20 protein-coding genes, 14 tRNA genes, 1 pseudogene and 1 riboswitch are annotated in these 24,395 nt (G+C 62.0%); of the genes and pseudogenes, 19 read left to right on the top strand and 16 right to left on the bottom strand.

The genetic code is table 11. From position 1 onward, the window contains the following. Positions 1-277: 277 nt before the first annotated feature. Positions 278-499, top strand: coding sequence for a hypothetical protein (locus tag WIR04_RS16275; protein ID WP_080675078.1), 222 nt, complete (start codon positions 278-280; stop codon positions 497-499). Positions 500-563: 64 nt separating this feature from the next. Here WIR04_RS16275 and WIR04_RS16270 read toward each other — a convergent pair. Both WIR04_RS16270 and WIR04_RS16265 read right to left on the bottom strand, forming a co-directional pair. Beyond that, positions 564-639: transfer RNA gene (locus WIR04_RS16270), tRNA-Asn, on the bottom strand. Between the two features lie 5 nt (positions 640-644). After that, positions 645-720 (bottom strand) — tRNA-Phe (locus WIR04_RS16265). A 624-nt stretch (positions 721-1,344) separates the two neighbouring features. On the opposite strand from WIR04_RS16265, the gene rraB reads away from it, so the two are divergent. After that, positions 1,345-1,680, top strand: coding sequence for a ribonuclease E inhibitor RraB (gene rraB, locus WIR04_RS16260; protein ID WP_025325934.1), 336 nt, complete (start codon positions 1,345-1,347; stop codon positions 1,678-1,680). Between the two features lie 191 nt (positions 1,681-1,871). Here rraB and WIR04_RS16255 read toward each other — a convergent pair whose 3' ends face one another. Then, positions 1,872-3,842 (bottom strand): putative bifunctional diguanylate cyclase/phosphodiesterase, encoded by a 1,971-nt coding sequence (locus WIR04_RS16255; protein WP_338888279.1) that lies wholly within the window; start codon positions 3,840-3,842, stop codon positions 1,872-1,874. 166 nt (positions 3,843-4,008) lie between these two features. Here WIR04_RS16255 and WIR04_RS16250 point away from each other — a divergent pair, with 166 nt between their 5' ends. Further along, a complete protein-coding gene (locus WIR04_RS16250) occupies positions 4,009-4,503 on the top strand; it encodes a hypothetical protein (RefSeq protein WP_338888277.1) in 495 nt (164 codons plus the stop codon). A gap of 150 nt (positions 4,504-4,653) precedes the next feature. On the opposite strand, the gene WIR04_RS16245 is transcribed toward WIR04_RS16250, so the two are convergent. From WIR04_RS16245 to rsgA, 5 genes are read right to left on the bottom strand one after another with little or no spacing between them, the layout of a single operon-like run. Beyond that, complete coding sequence (locus tag WIR04_RS16245) at positions 4,654-5,052, bottom strand: hypothetical protein (protein WP_338888275.1); 399 nt, start codon at positions 5,050-5,052, stop codon at positions 4,654-4,656. A gap of 2 nt (positions 5,053-5,054) precedes the next feature. Then, on the bottom strand, positions 5,055-5,318 hold the full coding sequence (locus tag WIR04_RS16240; protein WP_025325938.1) for a DUF2960 domain-containing protein: 264 nt from the start codon (positions 5,316-5,318) through the stop codon (positions 5,055-5,057). Beyond that, positions 5,308-5,589, bottom strand: a complete 282-nt coding sequence (locus WIR04_RS16235) for a VF530 family protein (protein ID WP_338888273.1) — start codon at positions 5,587-5,589, stop codon at positions 5,308-5,310. The genes WIR04_RS16240 and WIR04_RS16235 overlap by 11 nt, the downstream gene beginning before the upstream one ends. Continuing rightward, positions 5,586-6,458: an archaetidylserine decarboxylase gene (gene asd / locus WIR04_RS16230; protein ID WP_106888021.1), complete on the bottom strand. Its 873-nt coding sequence runs from the start codon at positions 6,456-6,458 to the stop codon at positions 5,586-5,588. The genes WIR04_RS16235 and asd overlap by 4 nt, the downstream gene beginning before the upstream one ends. A gap of 42 nt (positions 6,459-6,500) precedes the next feature. Next, positions 6,501-7,535: a small ribosomal subunit biogenesis GTPase RsgA gene (rsgA, locus tag WIR04_RS16225; RefSeq protein WP_041205120.1), complete on the bottom strand. Its 1,035-nt coding sequence runs from the start codon at positions 7,533-7,535 to the stop codon at positions 6,501-6,503. Positions 7,536-7,626: 91 nt separating this feature from the next. Between rsgA and orn the strand changes: the two genes are divergently transcribed. From orn to WIR04_RS16185, 8 genes are all read left to right on the top strand, one after another. Next, complete coding sequence (gene orn, locus WIR04_RS16220; protein WP_338888270.1) at positions 7,627-8,172, top strand: oligoribonuclease; 546 nt, start codon at positions 7,627-7,629, stop codon at positions 8,170-8,172. 177 nt (positions 8,173-8,349) lie between these two features. Beyond that, positions 8,350-8,425, top strand: a tRNA-Gly gene (locus WIR04_RS16215). A 24-nt stretch (positions 8,426-8,449) separates the two neighbouring features. Beyond that, positions 8,450-8,525: transfer RNA gene (locus tag WIR04_RS16210), tRNA-Gly, on the top strand. Between the two features lie 29 nt (positions 8,526-8,554). Beyond that, positions 8,555-8,630, top strand: a tRNA-Gly gene (locus tag WIR04_RS16205). Positions 8,631-8,667: 37 nt separating this feature from the next. Then, positions 8,668-8,743: transfer RNA gene (locus WIR04_RS16200), tRNA-Gly, on the top strand. Between the two features lie 29 nt (positions 8,744-8,772). Beyond that, positions 8,773-8,848, top strand: a tRNA-Gly gene (locus tag WIR04_RS16195). 38 nt (positions 8,849-8,886) lie between these two features. Beyond that, positions 8,887-8,962, top strand: a tRNA-Gly gene (locus tag WIR04_RS16190). A 24-nt stretch (positions 8,963-8,986) separates the two neighbouring features. Next, positions 8,987-9,062 (top strand) — tRNA-Gly (locus WIR04_RS16185). Positions 9,063-9,489: 427 nt separating this feature from the next. On the opposite strand, the gene WIR04_RS16180 is transcribed toward WIR04_RS16185, so the two are convergent. From WIR04_RS16180 to WIR04_RS16170, 3 genes are all read right to left on the bottom strand, one after another. Next, positions 9,490-9,699, bottom strand: coding sequence for a cold-shock protein (locus tag WIR04_RS16180; protein WP_005327092.1), 210 nt, complete (start codon positions 9,697-9,699; stop codon positions 9,490-9,492). Positions 9,700-9,970: 271 nt separating this feature from the next. Then, entirely contained in the window at positions 9,971-10,639 is a 669-nt protein-coding gene (locus WIR04_RS16175) for a LysM-like peptidoglycan-binding domain-containing protein (protein ID WP_025325943.1), read from the bottom strand. Positions 10,640-10,738: 99 nt separating this feature from the next. Then, positions 10,739-12,841, bottom strand: coding sequence for a methyl-accepting chemotaxis protein (locus WIR04_RS16170; RefSeq protein ID WP_338888266.1), 2,103 nt, complete (start codon positions 12,839-12,841; stop codon positions 10,739-10,741). Positions 12,842-13,091: 250 nt separating this feature from the next. On the opposite strand from WIR04_RS16170, the gene gltX reads away from it, so the two are divergent. From gltX to WIR04_RS16140, 7 genes and pseudogenes are all read left to right on the top strand, one after another. Continuing rightward, positions 13,092-14,507, top strand: coding sequence for a glutamate--tRNA ligase (gene gltX, locus WIR04_RS16165; RefSeq protein WP_338888264.1), 1,416 nt, complete (start codon positions 13,092-13,094; stop codon positions 14,505-14,507). Between the two features lie 33 nt (positions 14,508-14,540). Then, positions 14,541-14,633, top strand: a pseudogene (locus WIR04_RS20955) (glutamyl-tRNA synthetase); the annotation flags it as partial. A gap of 237 nt (positions 14,634-14,870) precedes the next feature. Beyond that, a tRNA-Ala gene (locus WIR04_RS16160) sits at positions 14,871-14,946 on the top strand. A 28-nt stretch (positions 14,947-14,974) separates the two neighbouring features. After that, positions 14,975-15,050, top strand: a tRNA-Ala gene (locus WIR04_RS16155). 65 nt (positions 15,051-15,115) lie between these two features. Further along, positions 15,116-15,191: transfer RNA gene (locus WIR04_RS16150), tRNA-Ala, on the top strand. 58 nt (positions 15,192-15,249) lie between these two features. After that, positions 15,250-15,325, top strand: a tRNA-Ala gene (locus WIR04_RS16145). A 56-nt stretch (positions 15,326-15,381) separates the two neighbouring features. Continuing rightward, a tRNA-Ala gene (locus WIR04_RS16140) sits at positions 15,382-15,457 on the top strand. Positions 15,458-15,606: 149 nt separating this feature from the next. Here the strand turns inward: WIR04_RS16140 and WIR04_RS16135 are convergent. Continuing rightward, entirely contained in the window at positions 15,607-17,754 is a 2,148-nt protein-coding gene (locus tag WIR04_RS16135) for an ExeM/NucH family extracellular endonuclease (protein WP_338888262.1), read from the bottom strand. 295 nt (positions 17,755-18,049) lie between these two features. Beyond that, positions 18,050-18,133: riboswitch (cyclic di-GMP riboswitch) on the top strand. A gap of 112 nt (positions 18,134-18,245) precedes the next feature. On the opposite strand from WIR04_RS16135, the gene WIR04_RS16130 reads away from it, so the two are divergent. After that, entirely contained in the window at positions 18,246-21,284 is a 3,039-nt protein-coding gene (locus WIR04_RS16130) for a glycosyl hydrolase family 18 protein (protein WP_420883429.1), read from the top strand. Positions 21,285-21,493: 209 nt separating this feature from the next. Here WIR04_RS16130 and WIR04_RS16125 read toward each other — a convergent pair whose 3' ends face one another. The 4 genes from WIR04_RS16125 to WIR04_RS16110 form a co-directional block, all read right to left on the bottom strand. Next, the gene (locus tag WIR04_RS16125; RefSeq protein WP_338888260.1) at positions 21,494-22,729 is read right to left on the bottom strand and encodes a tetratricopeptide repeat protein; all 1,236 of its coding nucleotides are present in this window, start codon (positions 22,727-22,729) and stop codon (positions 21,494-21,496) included. Between the two features lie 11 nt (positions 22,730-22,740). Further along, positions 22,741-23,376 (bottom strand): energy transducer TonB, encoded by a 636-nt coding sequence (locus tag WIR04_RS16120; RefSeq protein ID WP_025325949.1) that lies wholly within the window; start codon positions 23,374-23,376, stop codon positions 22,741-22,743. Positions 23,377-23,392: 16 nt separating this feature from the next. After that, on the bottom strand, positions 23,393-23,800 hold the full coding sequence (locus WIR04_RS16115; RefSeq protein WP_005327075.1) for an ExbD/TolR family protein: 408 nt from the start codon (positions 23,798-23,800) through the stop codon (positions 23,393-23,395). A gap of 67 nt (positions 23,801-23,867) precedes the next feature. Next, positions 23,868-24,395, bottom strand: a complete 528-nt coding sequence (locus WIR04_RS16110) for a MotA/TolQ/ExbB proton channel family protein (RefSeq protein ID WP_307765181.1) — start codon at positions 24,393-24,395, stop codon at positions 23,868-23,870.

The raw sequence follows: 24,395 nt of genomic DNA, 5'->3' as shown, positions 1-24,395 counted from the left end.
AGGTTCAGAAAGAGAAGAAAAGAGACGGATCCTGAGGGCGTACTGCAGGCGGGGTTGCTGGTATTCAGCGCAACCTGCGGGGCGACCCTGTTGCTGGCGGCCTGCAACGGCGGCTAGTAGCCATGAAAGGCCCATCCGACAGGGTGGGCCTTTTCATTAGCGCCCCTTTCCCGGTAGGGCTGGACTAGCCTGGAGCCCTTGGCTGGTGCGGGTTTGCGGTAGTCTGATACCTGCTGCTATGGTCAATTTACGACGGGATCCACAGAGGGAGGCGATCATGAATAGTCGTGAAAGAGTACTGGCTCATTTGGCCACAGATCACCGGGTTGCAGGATTGACCGCTGGCGAGGCTCTGGCCGGTATCAGCCATTCGATGAGTTCGCTTCTGCTGCAACAAGATCAGCATTTCTTCCGCAGTCATGCCGATGACCCTTGCCACGAGGTCGCCCGGGCATGTTCTGCCGGACATGTCTGGCACGGCGACGAGAATCGCTATTAGGGAATGAGGTTTCGGAAAGGGGAGATGCAGAAAGGCCCGCTCAGATGAGCGGGCCTTTCGAATTTGGCTCCTCCTGCTGGACTTGAACCAGCGACATACGGATTAACAGTCCGCCGTTCTACCGACTGAACTAAGGAGGAATTATTGGTGCCCAGAGACGGAATCGAACCGCCGACACGGGGATTTTCAATCCCCTGCTCTACCGACTGAGCTATCTGGGCAACGGCGCGCATTAAACCCTTTCTGCGCCGAGGTGTCAACCGCTGGGGGCAGATTGCGGTGCCGTTCGCTCGATAACCGAACAATCGGCCCTGTTTTCCTCATATTTACCGCACTGTCGTGCCCTATTCATGGGTAACCCGAGCAAAAGGGGGCCGAGCCCTCTTGAACGAGTGCCATGGCTCAGTGACGGCCATGAGTGATGTCCAATCACAAGGGGCGAGCCGATGAGCGGGCACCTTGCTTCTGACGGTGTGTCATTCAAACGAGTTCTCTCATGCTCCCGGGCTGACCCTTTGTCATCAGTGCCTCCATGGTGAAAAGCACGGAGTCCCAAAGAGTCTGCAATCTGTTTTGCTTGCCTTGAGCCGGAGGGGGACTATCTGTGGTCGCGTCTGTCAAAGGCGGGTGATTGCACTTTTTGAACCTTTTTACGGGCACCGCCATTTGGGCGGGGTGGGCAAGGCAGTAATCTTGGTCCGCCGCATTGAGCCCGTTGCGCTCTGCGGGTATGCTTTGCCGCAACCATCCCCCTGGCGGCGACCCGGGCCGACGCGGCCGCAGCGTGCCTGCCAGCAGGGGCTGACATCCATCCAATACCGCCTGGGGTTTATATGAGTATCAACATGCAAGAGTGGCGCGACGAGACCACCGCCATCGTCAACGAGCTGCTGGCCGATGGCAGCAACCCGAGCCTGGACTACGAGATTGAGCACCACTTTGCCTGCCAGGACTTCGATCTGCTGGAGAAGGCGGCGGTCGACCTGTTCAAGGCCGGTTTTGAAGTGACAGATGCCGAGGAGATGGAGCTGGACGACGGCGCCACCATCTTCTGCTTCGATGCCACTGTGGAGTGCAAGCTGGATATCGAGACCATCGTCGCCGACATCGAGAAAATGCTGCCGATCCTCGAAAAATACGGCGTGGACTACGATGGCTGGGGTACCTACTTCCAGGAGTAAGAGTATCTTCCTAGCTGCCGACGAGAATATGCTGACTTTTTCCCCCGGAAAAGTACGGCGTGGACTACGACGGCTGGGGCACCTACTTCCAGGAGTAAGGTGTACTCGTCAGCGTATCGAGAAGATGCTGCCGATGCCCTCGACAGACAATAAAAAAGGCCACATCAAGTGGCCTTTTTGCTGTGCGCGAGTCAGTCGGGCAACTGGTAGATGCGGGCAAACTCGGCGGGGGGCAGGGGGCGGCTGAACAGGTAACCCTGCAGGCGATCGCAGCCCGCCTGTGCCAGCCAGGCCTGCTGCTCCACGGTTTCCACCCCTTCGGCGGTGATCCTGATGCCGAGTTCATGGCCGAGCCCGATGACGGAGCGCACTATGGCGGTGGTAGCCTGGTTGCTGGCCAGCCCCTGGGTGAAGCTTCTGTCGAGCTTGAGGGTGGCCACCTGCAGCCTGGGCAGGTAGGCCAGGGAGCAGTAACCTGTGCCGAAGTCGTCGATGGCGAGCTGGAAGCCTGCCTCGATGAGGCAGGCCAGGTTGCTCTCTATCTCGTCGGCATTCTCCATCAGCACCCCTTCGGTAATCTCCAGCTCCAGCTGCCAGGGGGCCAGCCCGTGGCGCTCGATGCAGTCGAAGATCTGCGGGCAGAGTTCGGGATCGCGGAACTGCAGCGGTGACAGGTTGATGGAGAGCACCAGATCCGGGGCCGCTACCTGCCAGCGGGCCAGCTGGGCACAACCCAGCTCCAGCATCAGCTGGCCGAGCTGGCCGATGAGGCCCAGCTCTTCCGCCAGGGGGATGAACTCGTCGGGGGAGATCATGCCGAATTCCGGGTGAGGCCAGCGGCAGAGCAGCTCAGCCCCGTGCAGCCGGTTGCTGTGGGTGCAGATGATGGGCTGGTAGACGGCGGTCAGCTCGGCCGACCTGATGGCCAGCGGCAACTGGGCTGCGATGAGCTGACGGCGTTTGAGCTTGGCGTCCAGCTCGGGGTCAAACAGGGTGCAGTGCTGCTGCTGGCGCTTGCCCTGGGCCAGGGCGGCCTCCGCGTGGCTCAGCAGGCGCTCGGCCTCCTTGGCCTTGCCGTGGGCGATGCCGAGGAAGACCGGGATCTGGATCCTGTGCTCCTCGACCTGGTAGGGGGCCATCAGCTCCTGTTGCAGGTTGCGGCTCCACTCATCCAGGGAGAGGGGAAGCTCGGGCAGCAGCAGGGCGAAGTCATCGGCGGCGACCCGGCAGAGCAGGGACTGGGGTGGCGCCAGCCGTTGCAGGCGGCGTGCCACCTGGCTGAGCAGGCGGTCGGCGACCCGGATGCCGAAGCGATCGTTGATCTCGCGAAAATGTTGCAGATCCACCAGCAGCAGGCTGGCCTTGCGGGCACCGAGGTGGCGGCTGGTCTGCAGGAAGTGGGAGAGCTTGAGCAGGCCGGTGAGGCTGTCGTAGTGCTGCTCCTGTTGCAGCTGGGCCTGGGTGGTGCGCAGCCCGGTGATGTCACGGCTCAGGGTGAGAATGCCGAGGGCGTTGCCCTCGTCGTCCGGTACCTCGACCCGGGTGACCTCCAGGTGGCGGCCCTTGCCCTGGGCATCCACCACGCAATATTCCCCCTGTCCCAGGGTCTGTTCGACGGGCAGACGGGGGGGCACTCGCCGACCCAAAGCGTCGCTTGCTGTCAGACCCATGAAGTCGAGAAAGGCCTGATTGCAGTCGATGAGTACGCCCTGGTGATCTTCGAGGCGAATGAGATCCGGGATGGCATCCAGCAAGCGGCGTTGCAGCAGCTGCTGCTGGCGGAAGGTCTGCTCCAGCTCCTTGCGCTGGTCGATGGCGCTGACCATGGCGAAGAGGGCGAGAGGGTCGCCCTGCTCGTCATAGAGCGGCACCTTGTGGATCTCCATCCAGTTGGCGCCGCCGCCGCCGTGGCAGTGCAATTGCTGGTGCAGCAGGGGTTTGCCTTCGGCCAGCAGGCGCCCGTCCTCTTCACGGAACTGATCGCCCCAGGGCATTTCGGCATCCGTCTTGCCGATGAGGTCGCTCGGCTGTGGCAGCCCTGCCTCCCGGGCAAAAGCCTTGTTGGCAAACAAGTACCGTCCGGCCGTATCCCGGCAGAAGATATTCATGGGTAACTGGTCGATGATCTGCTGCAGCAGCGCCAGGGAGAGCGAAGAATTCACGTGAGCACTCACGGAGGAGACTTCGAGCAAATCTATGATAACAGGTCAGTTTTGTAAAGCTTGGGTTAAGAATCCGCCATTTATGTGGATCCCTGCTGACAGTCTGTGTCGTGATCGCCATAATAGCCGCCGGTTGGCCTATGGCCTTATGGACGAGAGAAGCAGCATGAAGAAGATAATGGGGGGCGCCCTGGCCCTGTTGATGGTGGGTTGTGCCAGTGACAACAATGGTGGCGAGCAGTACCACTATACCCCGCCGGTTGCCAAGGCGACCAACAACACTCAGGAGATGGCAATTCCGGTGGATCTGGTGTGGGCTCGCGCCGAGAAGTGGTTTGGCGATCACGGTCTGAACATCGAAAACAGCCAGCGTGGCTCGGGTCTGATGACCGCCAACGTCGAAAACTCCGCCGAGGGGCTGGAGTGGCTGGATTGCGGCACCATGGGTTCCAAGGTCGCGCTGGGCAACCCCAATCTGCAGATCAACCTGATCATCACCCAGAGCGGCAACAACAGCGTGGCGACCGTCAACGTCAAGGGCAACACCCAGCTCTACTTCGTCGAGTCCTCCGGCGAGCGCGTGCTGGCTCCCTCCATCACGCCTGTCTGCGTCTCCCGCGGCAGCCTGGAGCAGAGTCTGTTCGCCACCCTGGGCAACTGAGCCTGCCCTGCCGGACCGCATGAAAACCCCGTTGCCTGCAACGGGGTTTTTGTTTTGGGTCGCGAGCGCCTTGAACCCAAACCGGCTCTGGGCCAAAAACAAAACCCCCGGCTGGGCCGGGGGTTTTGTCGTACTGGCAGCGGTTGCCGTTTAGAGCGCGCTGTCACCGTGAAACAGCGCCCGCTCGCCGGACTTGAGCACATAACCCTTCCAGGGGAAGAGCTGGTAGGCTCCTCCCTGCCAGGACCAGTTCCCTTCCTCGCCCTGGCGCTCAAGAGGGAGCCGCTCGCCGCTTGGCAGGGTCAGCTCGGCCTTGCTCTGATCGGCGTTGAACAGCACGAAGGCGCTGCCGGTCTCGGTGGCCTCGAGGGATTGCAGGCGCACCGCCTGCTCGAACAGGCGCACGCACTGGCCGAGCAGGGGGGACCACTGGTAACCGGCGCTGGCACGGCAGCCGTGGGCATCCTGATCGTTGCCGACCAGCTGGGAAGGCTGGGTGCTGCAGGCCGCCAGCAGCAGGGAGGCGGCCATCAGAGTCAGGGTTCGCATGCTTACTCCTGCTTGTCTTCGAGAGTATCCCGTTCGATCACGACGTTGGAGAAGCCCAGCTCCTTGAAGTAGTTCTCTCTGTAGTCCTTCACGCTCTTCTTGTCGCGGCGGCACACCTGGGCCAGCTGGGCCTCCATGGCGTGGAAGCTGGAGAGATCCAGCCCCTCGGCCGCGGCGATGGCGTCGTAGATGCTGTTGAACTTGTCGTTGGCGTAGCCTATCTCTTTGGCCTGCTTCTTGTAGGTGTAGGTAATCTTAAACGCCACTGGGGTCTTCCTTCTGTTTGGCCTGTTTGCGCTGAACGTAGAGATAGAGACTCTCTACCTTCTCTCGCGCCCAGGGGGTCTTGCGCAGGAACTTCAGGCTCGATTTGACGCTGGGATCCTCGGTGAAGCAGCGGATGTTGATCTGCTGCCCCAGGGCTTCCCAGCCGTATTGCTCGACCAGGGCGGTGACGATCGCCTCCAGGGTCAGTCCGTGCAGCGGATTGTTTTTCTGCGAGGCGCCCGGCTGCGCAGGCTTGGACTGGTCACTCATGCCTGGTCCGCCAGCTTGGCAAAGGGCTGGCCCATGCGGGTGGTGACACCGTTGGCCAGATGGGGTTCGAAACCGGCCAGCATGCCGGGGCCAAACAGGCAGACGACTGTGCTGCCGAGCTTGAACAGCCCCATCTCGGCGCCTTTTTGCAAGGTGATGGCTTCGTCGCCGGTGTAATCCCAGCGCACCACTTCCTTCTGCTTGGTCGGCGCTATGTTGCCCGCCCAGATGGTCTCGATGCTGGCGACGATAGTGGCACCAACCAGCACCAGCGCCATGGGGCCGTGGGGGGTGCGGAAGGTGGCGACCACCCGCTCGTTGCGGGCAAAGAGGTTGGGCACGTTTTCGGCAGTGAGCGGGTTGACGGAGAAGAGATCCCCCGGCACGAACACCATGCTCTCCAGCACGCCGTCCAGCGGCATGTGGATGCGATGGTAATCCTTGGGCGCCAGATAGATGGTGGCAAAGTCGCCATCCTTGAACGGCGCCACCAGATCCTCGAAGCCGCCCAGCAGCTCGCGGGCGCTGTAGTCGTGGCCCTTGGCCTGGATGATCCGGCCCTGATGGATGGGGCCGAGCTGGCTGACGGTGCCGTCCACCGGCAGGGCCAGGGTCATGGCATCTTCGACCAGCGGACGGATCCCCGGCTTGAGCTCGCGGGTGAAGAAGGCGTTGAAGCTCGCGTAGTGGGCCGGATCTTCGTGCAGAGCCTCGCTCATGTCGACGCCGTACTGCTTGATAAAGGCCTCGATCACCCGGGTGGTGAGGTTGCCAGCCTCGGCGGCGGCAAGCTTGCCAACCAGGCGGGAGAGGGCGTGTTTGGGCAGGCAGTATTGACCGGCAATTTTCAGGTTGTCAGTGATGCTCATGATCTTCATCTGCTCTTTCTAAAAAGAGGGAGGTTGATTGGGTCACAGCCGGGCTTGTTGCCGACCGTGGCGGGCTTCCTGCATGGTTTCCAGGATGCGGTGATAGTTGTGGAAGCGGTCAGGACTGATGGCGCCACTGCTGACCGCCGCCCGCAGGGCGCAGCCGGGATCGTCCTTGTGGGTGCAGTCACGGAACTTGCAACTGCCGAGGTAGTCGCGAAACTCCACGAAACACCAGGTGATGCGATCGGCCTCCAGGTGCCAGAGAGCGAACTCGCGGATACCGGGGGAGTCGATGAGATCGCCGCCGCTCGGGAAGTGATAGAGCCGCGCCGTGGTGGTGGTGTGGGTACCCAGCCCCGAGTTTTCGGAGATCTCGCCGGTGAGTACGCCGAGCCCTGGCATCAGGGCGTTGGTCAGGGACGACTTGCCCACCCCGGACTGGCCGACGAAGATGCTGATCTTGTCGGTCAGTGCGGCCTTGAGCGCATCCAGCCCCTCGCCGCTCTCGCAGCTCACCAGGATCACCGGGTAGCCGAGCTTGCGGTAGGCGGCGAGCTGGCCCTCGACCCGGGTGCGGGCCGCCTCGTCCAGCATGTCGACCTTGTTCAGCACTATGAGGGGGGCTATTTCCACATCCTCGGCGGCCACCAGATAGCGGTCGACGATGTTGGTGGAGAACTCGGGCATCACCGCCGAGACGATGACTATCTGGTCTATGTTGGCGGCGATGGGTTTGACCCCGTCGTAGAAGTCCGGCCGGGTCAATACGGAGTGACGGGGATGCACCGCCTCGATGACCCCGGCGGTCGCGGCATTGAGGCCGGGACGCCAGACCACCTTGTCACCGCACACCAGGCTGTTGATGCTGCTGCGACGCAGGTTGCTGCGGTGTATGGTGCCGTCGACGGCTTCCACGTCCGCGTGCTGGCCGAAGCGGCTGATCACCACCCCTTCGATGGCCGGGCCGAACAGGGTGTCATCCACCACTGTGGTGTGATCTTTTTGCAGCCGCCGCTCGCGGTTGGCCTGAACGCGCCTCTGTTGACCCAGATTGAGTTTTGCTTTCTTTGCCACTCGATTCGCCAGTTTATGAACAGATCCAAAGCCAGTATGATACATGCAAATTGGCAAAATTCCGCCATTCCTCCCAATAGAGAGAGCAATCATGACAGTCAGCGCGCAGAACCTGGTATGGATCGACATGGAGATGACGGGGCTGGACCCCGAAGAGAACGTGGTTCTGGAGATTGCCACCATCATCACCGACAAGGATCTGAACGTGCTGGCACAGGGGCCCGTCATCGCCATTCACCAGAGCGATGAAGAGCTGGCCAAGATGGACGACTGGAACGTCAACACCCACACCAAGAGCGGGCTGGTGGCCCGGGTCAAGGCGAGCGAGCACGACGAAGCCCGCGCCGTGGCCGAGACCCTCGACTTCATCCGCCAGTGGGTGCCCGAGCGCACCAGCCCCCTGTGCGGCAACAGCATAGGCCAGGATCGCCGCTTCATGGTCAAGCACATGAGCGAGCTGGAGGCCTTCTTCCACTACCGCAACGTCGACGTCAGCACCATCAAGGAGCTGGTGCGCCGCTGGCAGCCGGAGCTGCTGGAAAAGTTCACCAAGAGCGGTTCCCACCAGGCGCTGGACGACATCCGCGAGTCCATCGCCGAACTGCAGTTCTACCGCAGCCACGTCTTCAAAATCTGAGTCCCCGGCAAGGGGTTGCCGTCGCTCGGTTGCTAAAATCGGCAGTTCGGCCAGCTTTTGAGCGAACGGCTGCACAGTGACAAAAAAGCCCTTGCAATTGGAATGACTGCTCTTATAATTCGGCTCCCGTACAGTAGCGCAAGCAACCAAATGCTGTACGGCCGTTTTAAGGCAGTTGCGGGAATAGCTCAGTTGGTAGAGCACGACCTTGCCAAGGTCGGGGTCGCGAGTTCGAGTCTCGTTTCCCGCTCCAAAAGTTTGCAGATGATATTCCGATGCGGGAATAGCTCAGTTGGTAGAGCACGACCTTGCCAAGGTCGGGGTCGCGAGTTCGAGTCTCGTTTCCCGCTCCAATCATCAGCACAGCCTCAAGACACATGTAGCGGGAATAGCTCAGTTGGTAGAGCACGACCTTGCCAAGGTCGGGGTCGCGAGTTCGAGTCTCGTTTCCCGCTCCAATACGTATTAGTAAGCTACTGCAGATGATATTCCGATGCGGGAATAGCTCAGTTGGTAGAGCACGACCTTGCCAAGGTCGGGGTCGCGAGTTCGAGTCTCGTTTCCCGCTCCAATCATCAGCACAGCCTCAAGACACATGTAGCGGGAATAGCTCAGTTGGTAGAGCACGACCTTGCCAAGGTCGGGGTCGCGAGTTCGAGTCTCGTTTCCCGCTCCAATACGTATCAGTAAGCTACTGCAGATGATTATTCCGATGCGGGAATAGCTCAGTTGGTAGAGCACGACCTTGCCAAGGTCGGGGTCGCGAGTTCGAGTCTCGTTTCCCGCTCCAATCACTTGCAGAAGACATCCTGTTGCGGGAATAGCTCAGTTGGTAGAGCACGACCTTGCCAAGGTCGGGGTCGCGAGTTCGAGTCTCGTTTCCCGCTCCAATCTCTCTTCGAGTCCTTCGAATTCAATCTCTCTCCTCCAAGTTCACGAATCCAGTTTCTCAGCACAATCACTGCCACATCCAGTTGGTAGAGCATGATCCACGCTTGCCAAGGCTGGGGTCGCGAGTTCGAGTCTCGTTTCCCGCTCCAATCTCTCTTCGTAGTCCTAGTCGTTCATTCTTTTTCTTATCCCCATTCGAATAGATTCCGTATCGCGCCGCGATGCTTTGCCATATCCGCTTGTCAGCACCTGTGCCGGTTTCCCGTCATTGCCCTCGGTCCATGGACTATGGCGGCGGCAGCTGAGCGTAGGCGGCTTGGGAGAGGCAGGTCAGGGCGGCGAAGAGCTCGCCTGTTACGGGGCGGGGAATGGCAGGCAAAAAAATAGGAGGGGCCTTGGCTCCTCCTGCGAGTTCACGGGTGCGGCTTAGAGCAGAGTCACGTTCTCAGCCTGCGGGCCTTTCTTGCCCTGGGTCACGGTGAACTGGACTTTTTGACCTTCAGCCAGGGTCTTGAAACCAGTGCTCTGGATGGAGGAGAAGTGAACGAAAACGTCCGGTCCCTGGGATTGCTCGATGAAGCCAAAACCCTTGGTTTCGTTGAACCATTTTACTTGGCCGGTGCGAATGTCAGACATGTGGTAAGTCCTATCTATAACAAAATGAAACTAACGCCTTGTTGGGCAGCATTTGCCTAGAATGCAGGGGCCTACCCATGACTGACTACGTCAATTTGTTCCAGTGGCATGCAGTACAATCCCTGTCTAAAGCACAATCGATTGTACTGGAGCCCGATCCCTTGTCAATTTGGCACTTTTCATTTTTTGAGCGAGCTAAAAGTATTGGGAAGTCAGCGGCTTGTTTCATGCTTTTGCTCAAAAAAACGGGAGGCCATGGCCTCCCGTTTCATCACTCCTTGAGGGCGAACCCTTCACCCTGTCGGTCGTAGCGGTAGTTTGCCTGACCGAAGGAGCGGATCTCGACGCGCTGGATGCGGCGGCCTGTGTCCACCAGGATGAACACCGACTTGCCCGATTGCAGCCTGGTCAGCGGCCTGTCTGGCCCCTCTATGGCGATCAGGCGGCTCAGCTCGGCCCCGGGCAGTTCAAACTTGCGCCAGATGGAGTAGAGGGTCTCGCCAGCCTGCACCTCGTGTTGCAGCCAGGTGCCATCGACTTTCTCCTCGACCGGTTTGGCCGCGGCCGGCGCACTGCTTGCGGCCCCGTTGCCCACGGTCAGCGCCTGGGTCGGCACGGCCAGCGGCACGGCGAGCGAACCGGAAGGCGCCGCCTTGGGGGCGGCGGGGGCGGGTTCCCAGGCCAGCAGCAACAGCCAGAGAGGCACCAGCACCAGCAGGCCTATGGTGTGCTTGCGCGGCAGCGGGCTCGCCAGCTTGAATGAAGCCGTCTTCGGCTCCTTGTTGCGCTGACCAAGGCCGCTCAATCCCTGGCCAAGGCGTTGACGCAGGGGCAGGGTAGCGGCATTGATACGATGGAGCAGGGTTCCTTGTGATTCGTCTTGGCGACGCTGCTGGGCTCGTCTGTTATGGCCACGTGGGCGACGGTCCGGGGTGGGCACGGCATTTACCTCTCACTACATTGCCTGCCATCAGGCAAATATAGCGCCTATGGTAAACGGACTCGCCCCCGAGGGGGAGAGTCCTGAGCATGAAAATTATCAGCTGAGACGAAATTGCCCCAGCAACTGCTGCAAACGTTCGGCCGCCTGGCGCAAGGCCTGGCTGGCTTTCGCCGTATTGGTGGCATCCTGGGCTATGTCGTTGGCCAGTGCGTTGGTTTTTGACAGGTTGCCTGAGACCGTCTCGGAAACCGAGCTCTGCTCCTCGGCGGCGGAGGCTATCTGATAGGTCATGTCGTTGATGGTGGCGATGGCCTGGAAGATACTGTCGAGGGCCGCCTCCGCCAGATCGGCCTCGCCCACCGCCTGATGGGTCAACTGCTGGCTCTGCTGGATGGCGTTGACCGCGTTTGCCGAGCTGTGGCGGATCTTCTCGATCAGCTCCTGGGTGTTTTGCACCGCCTGTTGGGTGTTGCCCGCCAGCTTGCGCACCTCGTCGGCCACCACCGCAAAGCCGCGCCCCTGCTCGCCGGCCCGGGCCGCCTCGATGGCGGCGTTCAGCGCCAGCAGGTTGGTCTGATCGGCGATGCCCTGAATGACGGTGAGGATGCTGGTTATCTGCTCGCTGTCGTGGGCCAGCCCCTCGACCACCTCGGCCCCCTTGCCCGCCTCGGCCGCCACCTTGTGCATGGACTGGATCACCTGCTGGAAGCGTACCTTGCCCTGATCCGCCGCGCCCTGTGCCTGCTTGGCCGAGTCGGCGGTGTTGTTGGCGTGGGTGGCCACCTCCTGGCTGACGTAGGACATCTCCTGCACCGCGGTCAGCATCTGCTCCATCTCCGCCTGGTGATGCTGCAGGTTGCTGTCGGTCTGGCCGGCGATGCGGTCGGTATCCCCGGCGTGGCGATGGACCTCGCTGGCGGTTTTCTGTACGTCACCGAGCAGCACCTGCAACTTGTCGATGAAGCGGTTGATGCCGCGGGCCAGTGCCCCCAGCTCGTCCTGGGCACGGGTGTTCAGGCGCTTGGTGAGATCCCCCTCGCCATCGGCGATGTCATCCACCAGGCTGACCATCTGGCGGATGGGGCCCGTGATGCTGCGGGCGATCGCCAGCATGGTGGCCAGGGCCAGCGCCAGCACGATGAGGGCACCGATGAGCTGCTGGGTCATGGCGGCCCGGTTCATCTCGGTGAGCTGGCTCTCCAGCTCGTCGGCCCCCGCCAGCACTACCTGGTAGGGCAGGGTGACAATGATGGCCCAGTTGCGGGCCATGCCTGGCACCATGATGGGCACAGAGATGCGAAACGCCTCGTCGAGCTCCTGGCGTTGCAGCTCGGGTTTGAGGTATTGCTGCCAGCCGTCGCCCAGCAGCTTGTCGGCGCGGCTGCCGAGCAGGCTGGCGTCGCCACTGGTGCCGGTGATGACGCCGGCGGCGCTGACGATCAGGGTCTCTCCCTTGCCGTCATAGATGTTGCTGTTGAGGGACTGGGCCTGGCGGCTGATGGAGTCCACCGCCAGATCCAGGGCCGCGACCCCCTTGAACTGGCCACCCACCAGTATGGGGGTGGTGATGGTGCTCACCAGCACCTGCTGGCCGTTGATGTCCACCTTGAAGGGATCGATGAGGCAGGAGCGTCCCTCCCGTTTCGGGCAGGCGTAGTAGTCGTTGGCCGGATTGCCGAATTCGTCCGCGTCGCTCTTCTCGATGGAGAGCAGCAGATCCGAGCCAATCTTCTCCTTGTCGCGATAGAAGTAGGGGACGAAGCGCCCCTTGTTATCGCTGCCAAGGGCGCTCTGGCCTGCGAAGGTGCTGTCCTGGCCGTCGAAGCCGTTGGGCTCGAAGCCGGCGAAGGCGCCATAGAGTTGCGGCTCCAGGCCGAGCTGCGCCTTGAGCAGGTCGGTGGCCTGCTGGCGATCCAGCGGCAGCTTGCCCTCCTGCTGCAGGGCGAAGACGCTGGCCATCTGCTGGGTATAGGAGAGCCCTTTTTGCAGCAACTGGGTGATGGTGGCGGCCTCGGCGCGGGCGTTGGCACTTACCTTCTGCCACGCCTCCTGCTGCAGGGCCGCGCGACTGGAACTGATGGTCAGTTGCTGGGTCTGCTTGCTCGAGTATTGGTTGAGCAGGATCAGGATGACCAGGGCCGTGGTCATGGCGACCCCCGCCAGTACCAGGATGCGATTCTGGATAGAGCGAAACTGCATCTCGTGTTCCTTGTGAGTAGAAAGTTGTATGAATTATCGGCATGGCGGGAGATTCCTCCAGCAATGTTGATCAGCAAAGCTGAAAATGAGGGGAGGTTCTGCGATCCCCCTCAAAGAACGGCGCCACGACCAAATCAAGACCTGTTTAGGCCCCGGCTATTGCATGGTTTTCCCATCCGTGATTCTGAGTGCTAAAATGCGACGGTTTTTTTAACGAATTGGCCCAAGGCCCTCTACACAAGGCTTAAAGATGAAAGTCAAAACCCGTTTTGCTCCCAGCCCGACCGGCTTTTTGCATGTCGGCGGTGCCCGTACCGCACTCTATTCCTGGTTGTTTGCAAAGAACCAGGGCGGTGAGTTCGTGCTGCGTATCGAGGATACCGACCTGGAACGTTCCACTCAGGAGGCGATCGACGCCATCATTGAGGGCATGGAATGGCTGGAGCTGAACTGGGATGAGGGCCCCTACTACCAGACCAAACGCTTCGATCGCTACAACGGCATCATCGACGAGATGCTGGCAGATGGCCGTGCCTACAAGTGCTACTGCTCCAAGGAGCGTCTGGAGGCGCTGCGCGAAGGCCAGATGGCGAGCGGCGAGAAGCCCCGCTATGACGGCAAGTGCCGGGATGCCGCCCACGATCACCCGGCCGATGCGCCCCACGTGATCCGCTTCCGCAACCCCACCGAAGGCTCGGTTGTGTTCGACGACCACGTCCGTGGCCGCATCGAGTTTGCCAACACCGAGCTCGACGATCTGATCATCCGCCGCACCGACGGCGCGCCGACCTACAACTTCTGCGTGGTGGTCGATGACTGGGACATGGAGATCACCCACGTGGTGCGTGGTGAAGACCACATCAACAACACCCCGCGCCAGATCAACATCTACAAGGCGCTGAACGCGCCTGTGCCGGAGTTTGCCCACGTCTCCATGATCCTGGGTGACGACGGCGCCAAGCTGTCCAAGCGCCACGGTGCCGTTTCTGTGATGCAGTACCGCGACGACGGCTACCTGCCGGAAGCGCTGCTGAACTATCTGGTGCGTCTGGGCTGGTCCCACGGCGATCAGGAGATCTTCACCCTGGACGAGATGATCAAGCTGTTCAGCCTGGATGCCATCTCCAAGTCCGCCTCCGCCTTCAATACCGACAAGCTGCTGTGGCTGAACAACCACTACATGCGCAGCCTGGATCCGGCTTATGTCGCCAAGCACCTGGAATGGCACATGGCCGCCCAGAACATCGACACCAGCAAGGGCCCGGCGTTGCCTGCGGTGGTCACCCTGCTGGCCGAGCGCTGCAACACCCTGGTCGAGATGGCCGCCCAGAGCCGCTATCTGTTCGAAGAGTACGAAGCCATCGACGAAGCGGCCGCCAAGAAGCACTTGCGCGGCGTGGCTGCCGAGCCGCTGGCTCTGGCCAAGGCCAAGCTGGCTGCCCTGGATAGCTGGACCACCGAAGCGCTGCACGAGCTGATCGAAGCCACTGCCGCCGAGCTGGGTCAGGGCATGGGCAAGGTCGGCATGCCGCTGCGCGTGGCCGTCACCGGTCTGGGCCAATCCCCGGCCATCGATGCCGTGATGGCGCTGGTGGGCAAGGAGCGTGTGCTGGCCCGCATCGACCGCGCCCTGGCCTATATCGAAGCGCGCATGGCAGCCGAGTAATACCGGTCTGGGCCAATCTCCCCTGGCATCGCCGACGCCGTGATGGCGCTGGTGGGCAAGGAGCGGGTGCTGGCCCGCATCGATCGCGCCCTGGCCTATATCGAAGCGCGCATGGCGGCCGAATAAGCCCCTGCCATTGCTTGAAAAAGGGCTCCCTGACGGGGGCCCTTTGCATTTTGGCCTCAAGCGGATTTGCGACGTAAAACAGCGACATAGCGACGAGGTTGGCGGTAAAAACAGCTAACTGCCTGAATTTTGACTAAACGCTCCAACAGGCGAAAATTTTGGGTTGACAGCAAAGCGGGTGATGCCTATCATGCGCCTCCGTTGCCAGAGATAACTTTGGTAGCGCCGAGGTGAGTTGGGGTTATAGCTCAGCTGGGAGAGCGCTTGCATGGCATGCAAGAGGTCCGCGGTTCGATCCCGCGTAGCTCCACCAAATTCTCCTCGAACAATCTGGAATCCAAGGGGTTATAGCTCAGCTGGGAGAGCGCTTGCATGGCATGCAAGAGGTCCGCGGTTCGATCCCGCGTAGCTCCACCAGGTTCCTGATTGTGAAGATGAATACCCAGGGCAGTGCGGTGTGTATCACCCAGGCCGACCTTTGTGGGGTTATAGCTCAGCTGGGAGAGCGCTTGCATGGCATGCAAGAGGTCCGCGGTTCGATCCCGCGTAGCTCCACCACTATTTAGCAGTAAGGCAAACGGACACCAGAGCCGATTGTCTAAAGAGTAAAGATTTCGGGGTTATAGCTCAGCTGGGAGAGCGCTTGCATGGCATGCAAGAGGTCCGCGGTTCGATCCCGCGTAGCTCCACCACTATTTAGCAGTAAGGCAGCCGGCCGCCAGAACCGGTTGTTCAAAGAGTAAAATTTGGGGTTATAGCTCAGCTGGGAGAGCGCTTGCATGGCATGCAAGAGGTCCGCGGTTCGATCCCGCGTAGCTCCACCAAACAGTAAAAGGCCACCGCATCGCGGTGGCCTTTTTGTTTGTTCAGGCATTTGTTTTTTTCATGACTAGTGCCTCTTCATTTACAAATCAAATGATCTAAATGAGAAAGCCCGCGACTGTCGCGGGCTTTTTGCGTTATTCAGCGCGGATCATGAGGTGTGCCGACGGCGCCAGGCCAGGGGCAGCAGTGCCAGCAGCAGGGCCCCCATGGCCCCGCCACCGCCCTTGCTCTGCTCGTTGAGCTTGAGGTCGACGATGATGGGGTCGTGGTCCGAGGCGCTGAAGGGGTTGTCCGACTTGATCAGCTCGCCGGTGAAGGCGCTGCCATATTCGAACAGGTCGCTCTCGAAAGAGTTGATGTGCCAGTCGGCTACCGCCACCACCTTGCTCGCCAGCGCCGGGTTGGCGAGGGCGTAATCCAGGGTGCCAAGCTCGGCCTCGTAGCTGTAGGAGATGGCCTTCTCCTGGTTGAACTTGACGTTCAGATCCACCAGTCCGTAACCCTTGCCCACCGCGCGGCCCATCTGCTCATAGGGCTGCTCGCCGATCAAGGTGTGGGAGGCGGAGCGGATCTGGCGATCCGCCTTGGCCGGATCGTAGTCGGTGAGCACCCTGATCGGGTCCTCCTTGGCGTAAGAGTTGAAGTCCCCCACCAGCAGCACCTGACCCGGCATCTTGCTCACCGCGTCCCCCAGCACCTTGGCGGCACTGACCCTGAACTCGGTGCACTTGCCCTGCAGATCCGCAGGCTCGGTCTTGCCATCGCCGTTCTCATAGCAGCCGGATCCCTTGGATTTCAGGTGGTTGACCACCAGCGTCAGGGGCTCGTCGCTGCCCGCCACCCCGAAGCGCTGCACCAGGGAGTCCCGCTGACCTGCGCTTCTGGCGACGCCGCCCGTGATGTAGCGCTGCTGGGGCAGACGAATGACCTCGGCATCCCCGCTCGGGGTGAGCAGGGCGGGGCGATAGATCATGGCCACCATGATGGCGTCGCCGCCAAAGAAGCGCTCCTGGGTGAGCAGGGCCTTGGGCAGGCTGACGAAGGCGTACTGCTTGCTCGCCTCTTTCTGCCGGGCGTTGAGGCTCTGCACCAGATCGCTGATGGCGGCGTGCTCGTCGAAGCCGTTGTTCTCCATCTCCATCAGGCCGAGCAGGTCGGCGTCCATCTCGTTGATGGCGTTGACGATCTTGGTGCGCTGCAGCTGGAACTCCTCCAGGCTCTTGGCGCCGCGGTTGCAGCCCTTGGCGCTGTCCGCATCCGCCTGATCCGCACAGAGCACGTTGAGGGCGCCCCCCACGCTGGAGTGGCTGGTGAAGTAGTTGAGTACGTTGAAGCTGCCGATGCGCAGGTCGGTGCCATTGGCGCGGGCCGGTGAGCCCTGGCGGTCGTTCTCATCGGTGCGCAGCAGATCCCCCGCCGTGATGCGCTGATCCTTGGGCACTATCAGCCGGTACTCGTCATAGCTGTAACCCACCATGGCTTCCAGGTTGACCGGGGCATCGCCGATGCGCAGGTAACCCTGCTCCGGCTCCCAGGCCGGCAACCAGGGCAGCTTGCCGTTGGCGGCCTTGAAGTCCGACTCGAGGAAGACGCGGTTGCCCGCGTTGGCCTCGGCCAGCGCCACGGCTTCTGGGCTGCCCGCCACATGGAGCTGGGTCGGCTTCATCAGCGGGGCACCGTGGGCGAGCACCAGGTTGTTGCGCTTGGCGGCGTAGTCGTAGCTGAAGTTGCGGCTTACCTTGAGGGCGCTCTCCCCATCGAGGCGCACCCGCATCCCCTCGTGACGCTCCAGTGCCCGGGCCAGGGTTTCCCCCTCCAGCACCCGCAGCGCCGTGGCGGCCGGGGCATCGCCCTGGGCCAGCACCGCCAGACGCGGGGCGCTGCCGTCAAACAGGGGCTTGAGCTGGGTGTGACCATGATACTCCTCGACCTTGGCCTCCAGGCAGATCAGGGCACCCGGCTGGATGTCCGGGTACTTGGTCGCGAATTGCTTGTCGTTGAGGTAGACGAAGATGCCATCCGAGCTCTGGGGATTGCCATCCCCCTGCAGATCCTGCAGATAGAAGCCCTTGTTGAGGCTCTCCCCCAGACCCGAGACTACCGCCTTGACCGAGACGCTCTGGGGGCTTTCGAACTGATCGTCCGGGACGAGCGGGCTCTTGTCGCCGCTGCCCTGGATGGCGGGGATGGGGGTGAGGGCGCTGTCGGCCGGGCAACTGAAGCCGGCGGCATGGAGAGACGGGGACGCGAGGGCGAGCCCCACGGCCAGGGACAGCAGGGTAGGTCTTCCTTTCATGGGTATTCCTTTTTTTATTTTTGCCAGTGTTTCCATAGCCTTGGCGCTTTGGCCAAGGGCGCGCATTGTCACATTTCTGGCAGCTCTGACCAGTGAGGCAACGCACATTATGGGGAGACAAAAGAGGCTGAGTCCGTTTTTTTGACGTGGCTAACAGATTGATATTAATGACTTAATAGTTAGTTGGCCGATGGAGGGGAAGTGTGAGCTGACCGGCATTCACATATTTTCCTTAGAGAATAAAGATTGAGCGGCCGCCACTTGCTTCCTATACTCGAGCCGTTCCTCACGGAACCCAGGCAAAGGGCAAACCGGCAGTGATGCCGGGACGCAAAGCCTCCGATCTGTCTCACCCGGGCCAGACTGCGGGGTTACCCGGGGTGACTTGAGGGTTTGTGGCCCGTCCATGGCCTGTTGTCGCTCCCTTGTTCCCTGTTGCGATTGCGCTTTTCCCGGTGTTGAAGCCAAGACAAAACAAGGAAGATAACAATATGCAACAGATCTTGAGGCCCAGCAGGCTCGCCATGCTGGTCGCCCTTGCGGCCGTCCCTGCCTGGGCGCAGGCCGCTTACCCCGCCTATCAGGCAGGCACTGCCTACAAGGCTGGCGACATCGTCAGCAACGCCGGTGCCCTCTATGAATGCAAGGAATTCCCTTACTCCGGCTGGTGCGGCGCCTCGCCCTACCACTATGCCCCCGGGGTCGGTACCGTCTGGGCCGATGCCTGGAAGCTCTATGGCGGTGAGGTGCCGCCGCCTGCTCTGGTCGTTGCCATCGGCTCCCCTGCCGTGGGCAGCAGCGTCAGCGAAGGGGCCAGCCTGGCCCTAGCGGTGACCCTGAGCGGCCCGGTCACGGCGCTGGCCAAGGTGGAGTACCTGATCGACGGCACCCTGGTCGCCACGGCCACGGCCTCCCCCTGGAGTGCCAGCTGGCCTGCCGCCGGCGTTGGCAATCACGCCCTCAAGGCCCGGGCGCTGGATAAAGACGGCAAGGTGCTGAGCGAGGCGGATTCGAGCTTCAAGGTCGCCGCCGTGGTGGCGCCAGAGGCCCCCAGGGCGAGCATCGCCAGCCCCGCCGCCGGGGCCAAGGTGACCCTGGGCCGCGCCCTCACCGTGACCGGCAATGTCACCGACGCCAATGACGACGTCGCCAAGGTCGAGCTGTTCGTCGATGGCAAGAAAGTGGGCGAAGACAGCAGCGCCCCCTGGCAGCTGAGCTGGACACCCCAGAGCAAGGGGCTGGCCGGTCTCAAGCTGGTGGCGACCGACAAGGAGAACCTGGTCGGCGAATCGGCCCAGGTCGATGTCCAGGTGGAAGAGGCTGCGCTGCCCCCCACCGGTGGCAACCTCTCCTGCGACGTGCGCCAGATCTATCGCGCCGATGGCAGCGAGTGCATGGGGGATGACCATGGCCGCCGCGTCATCGGCTATTTCACCTCCTGGCGTACCGGCAAGAACGGGCTGCCCTCCTACCTGGTGGGCGACATCCCCTGGGACAAGATCACCCACATCAACTACGCCTTCGCGGCGGTGGATGAGCAGAGCCACCTCATCAAGGTGGATGACGCCGCCACCAAACTGACCTGGGACGGGGTGCCGGGCGCCGAAATGGATCCCGAGTTCGCCTATCAGGGCCACTTCAACCTGCTGTCGAAATACAAGAAGCAGTATCCGGACGTGAAGACCCTGATCTCCGTGGGTGGCTGGGCCGATACCCGCGGCTTCTACACCGCCACCACCAAGGGCGACTGCTCGGTCAACACCGCCGGCATCAACGCCTTCGCCGACTCGGCGGTGGGCTTCATCCGCCAGTACGGCTTCGATGGGGTGGATATCGACTACGAGTACCCCACCTCCATGAAGGATGCGGGCAACCCGAACGACTTCCCGCTCTCCAACCAGTGTCGCGGCAAGCTCTTTGCGAACTATGAAGTGCTGATGAAGACCCTGCGCAACAAGCTCGACAGCGCCGGGACCGAGGACGGTCGCAAGTACATGCTGACCATTGCCTCGCCGGCCTCGGCCTACCTGCTGCGCGGCATGGAGAACTTCCAGGTCACCCAGTATCTGGATTACGTCAACCTGATGACCTACGACTTCCACGGTGCCTGGAACCACTTCGTCGGCCACAACGCAGCCCTGTTCGACAACAAGGCGGATCCCGAGCTGGCCCAGTGGGGTGTCTACACCCAGGCCCAGTTTGGCGGCATCGGTTATCTCAACTCCGCCTGGGCGGCCCACTACTTCCGCGGCGCCCTGGCGGCGGGCAAGATCAACATAGGGGTGCCCTATTACACCCGTGGTTGGCAGGGGGTGACCGGTGGTACCCACGGCCTGGGGGGCAAGGCGGCGCTGCCGAGCCAGAGCGCCTGTCAGCCGGGCACGGGGGGCAGCACAGTCCCCTGCGGCAACGGGGCGGTCGGCATCGACAACATCTGGCATGACCTTGACAAGAACGGCAAGGAGATAGGCGGCGGCGCCGTGCCCATGTGGCACGCCAAGAACCTGGAGCACGCGGCCAGCCTCGGCATCACCACACTGCCGAGCTACGGCCAGGCCTGGGGTCTGGATCCCAACAACCCTGCCCACGTGATACAGGGCAAGTACGTCCGTTACTACGATGACAAGGCCCATGCGCCCTGGCTGTGGAACGAAGAGAAGAAGGTGTTCCTCTCCACCGAAGATGAAGAGTCCATGGGTCACAAGCTCGACTACATAGTCAATCGCGGCCTGGGTGGTGTCATGTTCTGGGAGATGGCGGGGGACTACGACTTCGACGCTGCCAAGAACGAGTACGTGATGGGCAGCACCCTCACCAGCCTGGCTTACGACAAGTTCAGCAAGGCGAGCAAGGCCAGCCTGAAGCAGAACGATCTGCCGGCCCCGGCCGCCCAGCTCGACATAGGCGTGAGCCTCTCGGGCTTCAAGGAGGGGGACTCCAACTACCCGATCAACCCCACTCTCAAGCTGACGAACAAGTCGACCCAGACCATACCGGGCGGCACCCGCATCGAGTTCCTGATGCCCACCTCCACCTCTGACACCATCACCGACCAGAGCGGCATGGGGCTGAAAGTAGTGGAGAGCGGCGGCAACCAGAACTCCGACGGCATCGCGAGCGAGAAGGACTTCCACAAGGTGGCCCTGACGCTGCCGGCCTGGAAGGCCTGGACGCCGGGTACCGACGTGGAAGTGGCCATGACCTACTACCTGCCGGCCGCCGGCGTGCCGAGCGGCATGCGCCTGATTGCCGGCAGCCAGACCATAGGCCTGAAGTCCGACTTCCCGGCCCTGGCCGAGGCGGTGCTGGGGGGCAGCAGTGGGGGTGATGGCGGCAGTGGCGGCACCAGCTGCACCAGCCAGAGCGTGGATCCGTCGGCCTATCCGGCCTACCCGAGCTGGCCGCGCGGGGATCACGCCAATGGCAACGATCGCATGACCAACGGCAAGGCAGTCTGGCAGGCCAACTGGTGGACCAGCAGCGAGCCCAAGGCGGGCGATGGCAGCTGGAAGCTGGTATGCAATTACTGATGACCTTGTGAGGGGGCAACCCCCTATAGAGGCAATGACCCAATCCGGAGCCCAGGCTCCGGATTTTTTTGCGCCTTATATAAGGAAGGGGTTTCGTGACCAAGCGGGGGAGAGGCCCATAAAAAAGACCGCTCCGAAGAGCGGCCAATTGCCACCAGGCAAGCTGTGGGGCTAACCCCTTGTGGGTCTGCCGCCGCCATGGGCGACGGTTATTGGGTGACGGCGCCGCCCTGTTGCTCCTTCAGGAAGCTTATCCAGGGGGAGGCGCGGCCACTGACGTTGCCATTCTGGGCGGCCTGGGTGAAGGCGCTCAGCGCCTCCTTCGGTTTTTGCTGCTCGAAGTAGGCGACCCCGGTCAGGAACTTGAGATCCGCCCGCTGCTCGCCGCTGGCATTGGCGGCGGGCTTGGTGGCCAGGGCCACCAGATCCTTGTATCGCTTGCTCTGGATCATCATGCGCGCCATCTTCAGCTGCAGCTCGGCATCGGGGGCCAGCTGGTAGGACTTGGCCAGGGTGTCGATGGCCGGGTCCAGCTCCTTGGCCTGGTGCCAGTAGTTGGCCAGCGTCTTGTAGTTGGCGGCGTTGCTCGCGATCTGCCCCTCCTTCATCGCCTTCTCCATCACGCGGGCGGCGCGGTGGGGAATGCCGGCGAAGGCCAGGTAGTTGGCGAGGCGCTGCAACTCGACCGCCTCGGTCAGCATGCCGAGGTTGTAGGCGCCTTCCAGCGCCGCCAGCGCCTTGGCATCGTTGCCCGCCTGCATATGCATGGCGGAGAGCTGGGTCCAGTACTTCTTCTTCTCCGGGTATCTGTCCACCAGGGCGGTCAGCACCTCGGTAGCCGGCTTGTACTGTTTCAGCTCGTAGTGGGCCGCCATCTTCAGCAGGTACCAGGACTCCGGTGCCTTGCCCGCGGAGAGCCTGATCGCGTTGTCCACCGCCGGTATGGCTTCCCGATACTGCTTGAGCTGCACATGGGCGTTGGCCAGGGTGATGTAGGCGTGGGGGGTCGGCTTCTCGTCCTTGCCGAGGCTCGCAAACCACTCATTCATGGTGCTGATGGAAGCCTTGAAGTTGCCCTCCGCCATATAGAGCTGGGCCAGGTTGTAGCGCACCTGCTGGGCCACCGGCAGCGGCAGGCCGCCGGTGGCGATGGCGTCGGCGAAGTACCTGGTCGCCTGGCCGTACTTCTCCTGCTGCGCCGCCACGAAGCCCAGGGTCTGCAAGATGACTCCCTTGTCGTAGACCCGATCGCCTGCGCCGGACAGCGCATCCTGCAGCTTGGCATTGGCCTCGCCGTATTTCTTCTCGGTGATCAACGCCTGTGCCTTGTTGACCGCGCGGTAGGCGCGATCAGAGAGGGCGGGCTGCTCGGCGGCCCAGCCGGCGGTGCTGAGCAGCACCGCCATGGCCACCGGGGCGAGGATCAGGGTATGTAACTTTTTCATCGCCACCTTCCTTAGTTGACCGCGAACTCGATCTCTTGCTGCATCCGGCTTGCCTGGGGCTTGCCATCCACCATGGCCGGCTTGAAGGTCCACTTGGCAATGGTCTTGCGTGCCTCCTTGCCGAGGTCGTAGCTGCGGGGCTCTTCCTTGACGATCCGGATGTTGCTCACGGTGCCGCGCTCGGTGACGGTGAACTCCACCAGTACCTTGCCGGAGGCGAGGCCGGCCAGCGCCGCCTTGCGAGGCATCATGGGCTCGAAGGTCGCCATGGGCATGGCGCCGTTGTTGCCGCCCATGCCGCCGCCACCACCGCCGGTGCTGTAGGCACCCAGGGCGTTGCCGCCGCCGATGTTGACCGGGATGTCGAGCTTGGGCATGTCCATGGGGGAGCTATCCAGCTGCGGCCTGTCGGTGCTCGCCACCTCCATCTCGGGTGGGGGAGGCGGGCGGTTCGGGGGCGGCGGCTTGGGCAGTTCCCGTTGTTTCTCTTGCAGGGTCTCCTGAGGCTTGAGGCGAATGAAGTCGGTCATGGTGACGTCCTCTCTCTCCGTCAGCTCCCGGTGATCCGGTGTGATGAGCTTGTTCATTCCCAGAAACAGGAAGAACACCACCACACAGGAGACAGCTATCGCTATCAGGTATCTCATGGTGCTCGCTCCGGCATCAGCTGCTCTTGCTCGCCGCGATGGAGATGTTCTGGACACCGGCCATGCGGATCTGATCCATGACCTGGACCACCAGCCCGGAACGGGACTCGGTATCGGCCTGGATCACCACGGCGCTCTCCGGGTTCTCCGCCCGCAGCCGCTCGATGTTGGCACGCACGGCGCCCACCTCGACCACCCGTTTGTCGACCCAGACCTGGCCGTTCTCGCGGACCGCGACCATGATGTTCCCCTTCTTCACCGTCTCGGCCGTGCTGGCGCTCGGGCGGTTGATCTCCACGCCGGACTCCTTGACGAACGAGGTGGTGACGATGAAGAAGATCAGCATGATGAACACTATGTCCAGCATGGGGGTCAGATCGATGGCCGCCTCATCGGCTCCGCTGTCGCTGTGACGTTTTCTCATGGCAAAAACTCCTTGCTTGTTCTGTGCCCCCGGCGGGCCTGGGCCTGCCGGGGATGTGCATCCTGCATCAGCCGTGTTTCAGGTTGTCTTCCAGCTTCTGCACCGCCAACTTGGCCTTGTGATCGAGCTGGTTGACAAAAAACAGGCCGGAAAGGGCGGCAATCATGCCCGCCATGGTCGGTACTGTCGCCTTGGAGATCCCCGAGGCCATCGCCCTGGGGGAGCCGGTGCCGGTGATGGCCAGGGTGTCAAACACCTGCACCATGCCTACTACTGTGCCGAGCAGCCCCATCAGTGGGCAGAGCGCGATCAGCACCTTGATGACCGGCATCCCCTTGTCCACCGCCATGGCGACCCGGGAGACCAGCTCGCGGCGGATCTGCCTGGCGGACCAGGAGAGGTGATCGCTGCGGGCCATCCAGGTCGCCTTGGTCTGCTTCACCTGTTTGGGGTAGACCGCCATGAAGTAGAACCAGCGCTCCAGCAGCAGGGCCCACATCATCAGGGTCAGGAAGAACAGGGCGACCAGCACGTCGCCCCCCAATCCCAGAAACCGGCGGACCGACTCGACTTCTTCAATCAACCAGAACCACAT

It is taken from the genome of Aeromonas rivipollensis (genome assembly GCF_037811135.1).
Lineage (GTDB): Bacteria > Pseudomonadota > Gammaproteobacteria > Enterobacterales > Aeromonadaceae > Aeromonas > Aeromonas rivipollensis.
Note: the sequence above shows the minus strand (reverse complement) of the source record. Positions and strands in the feature narration are given on the sequence as shown.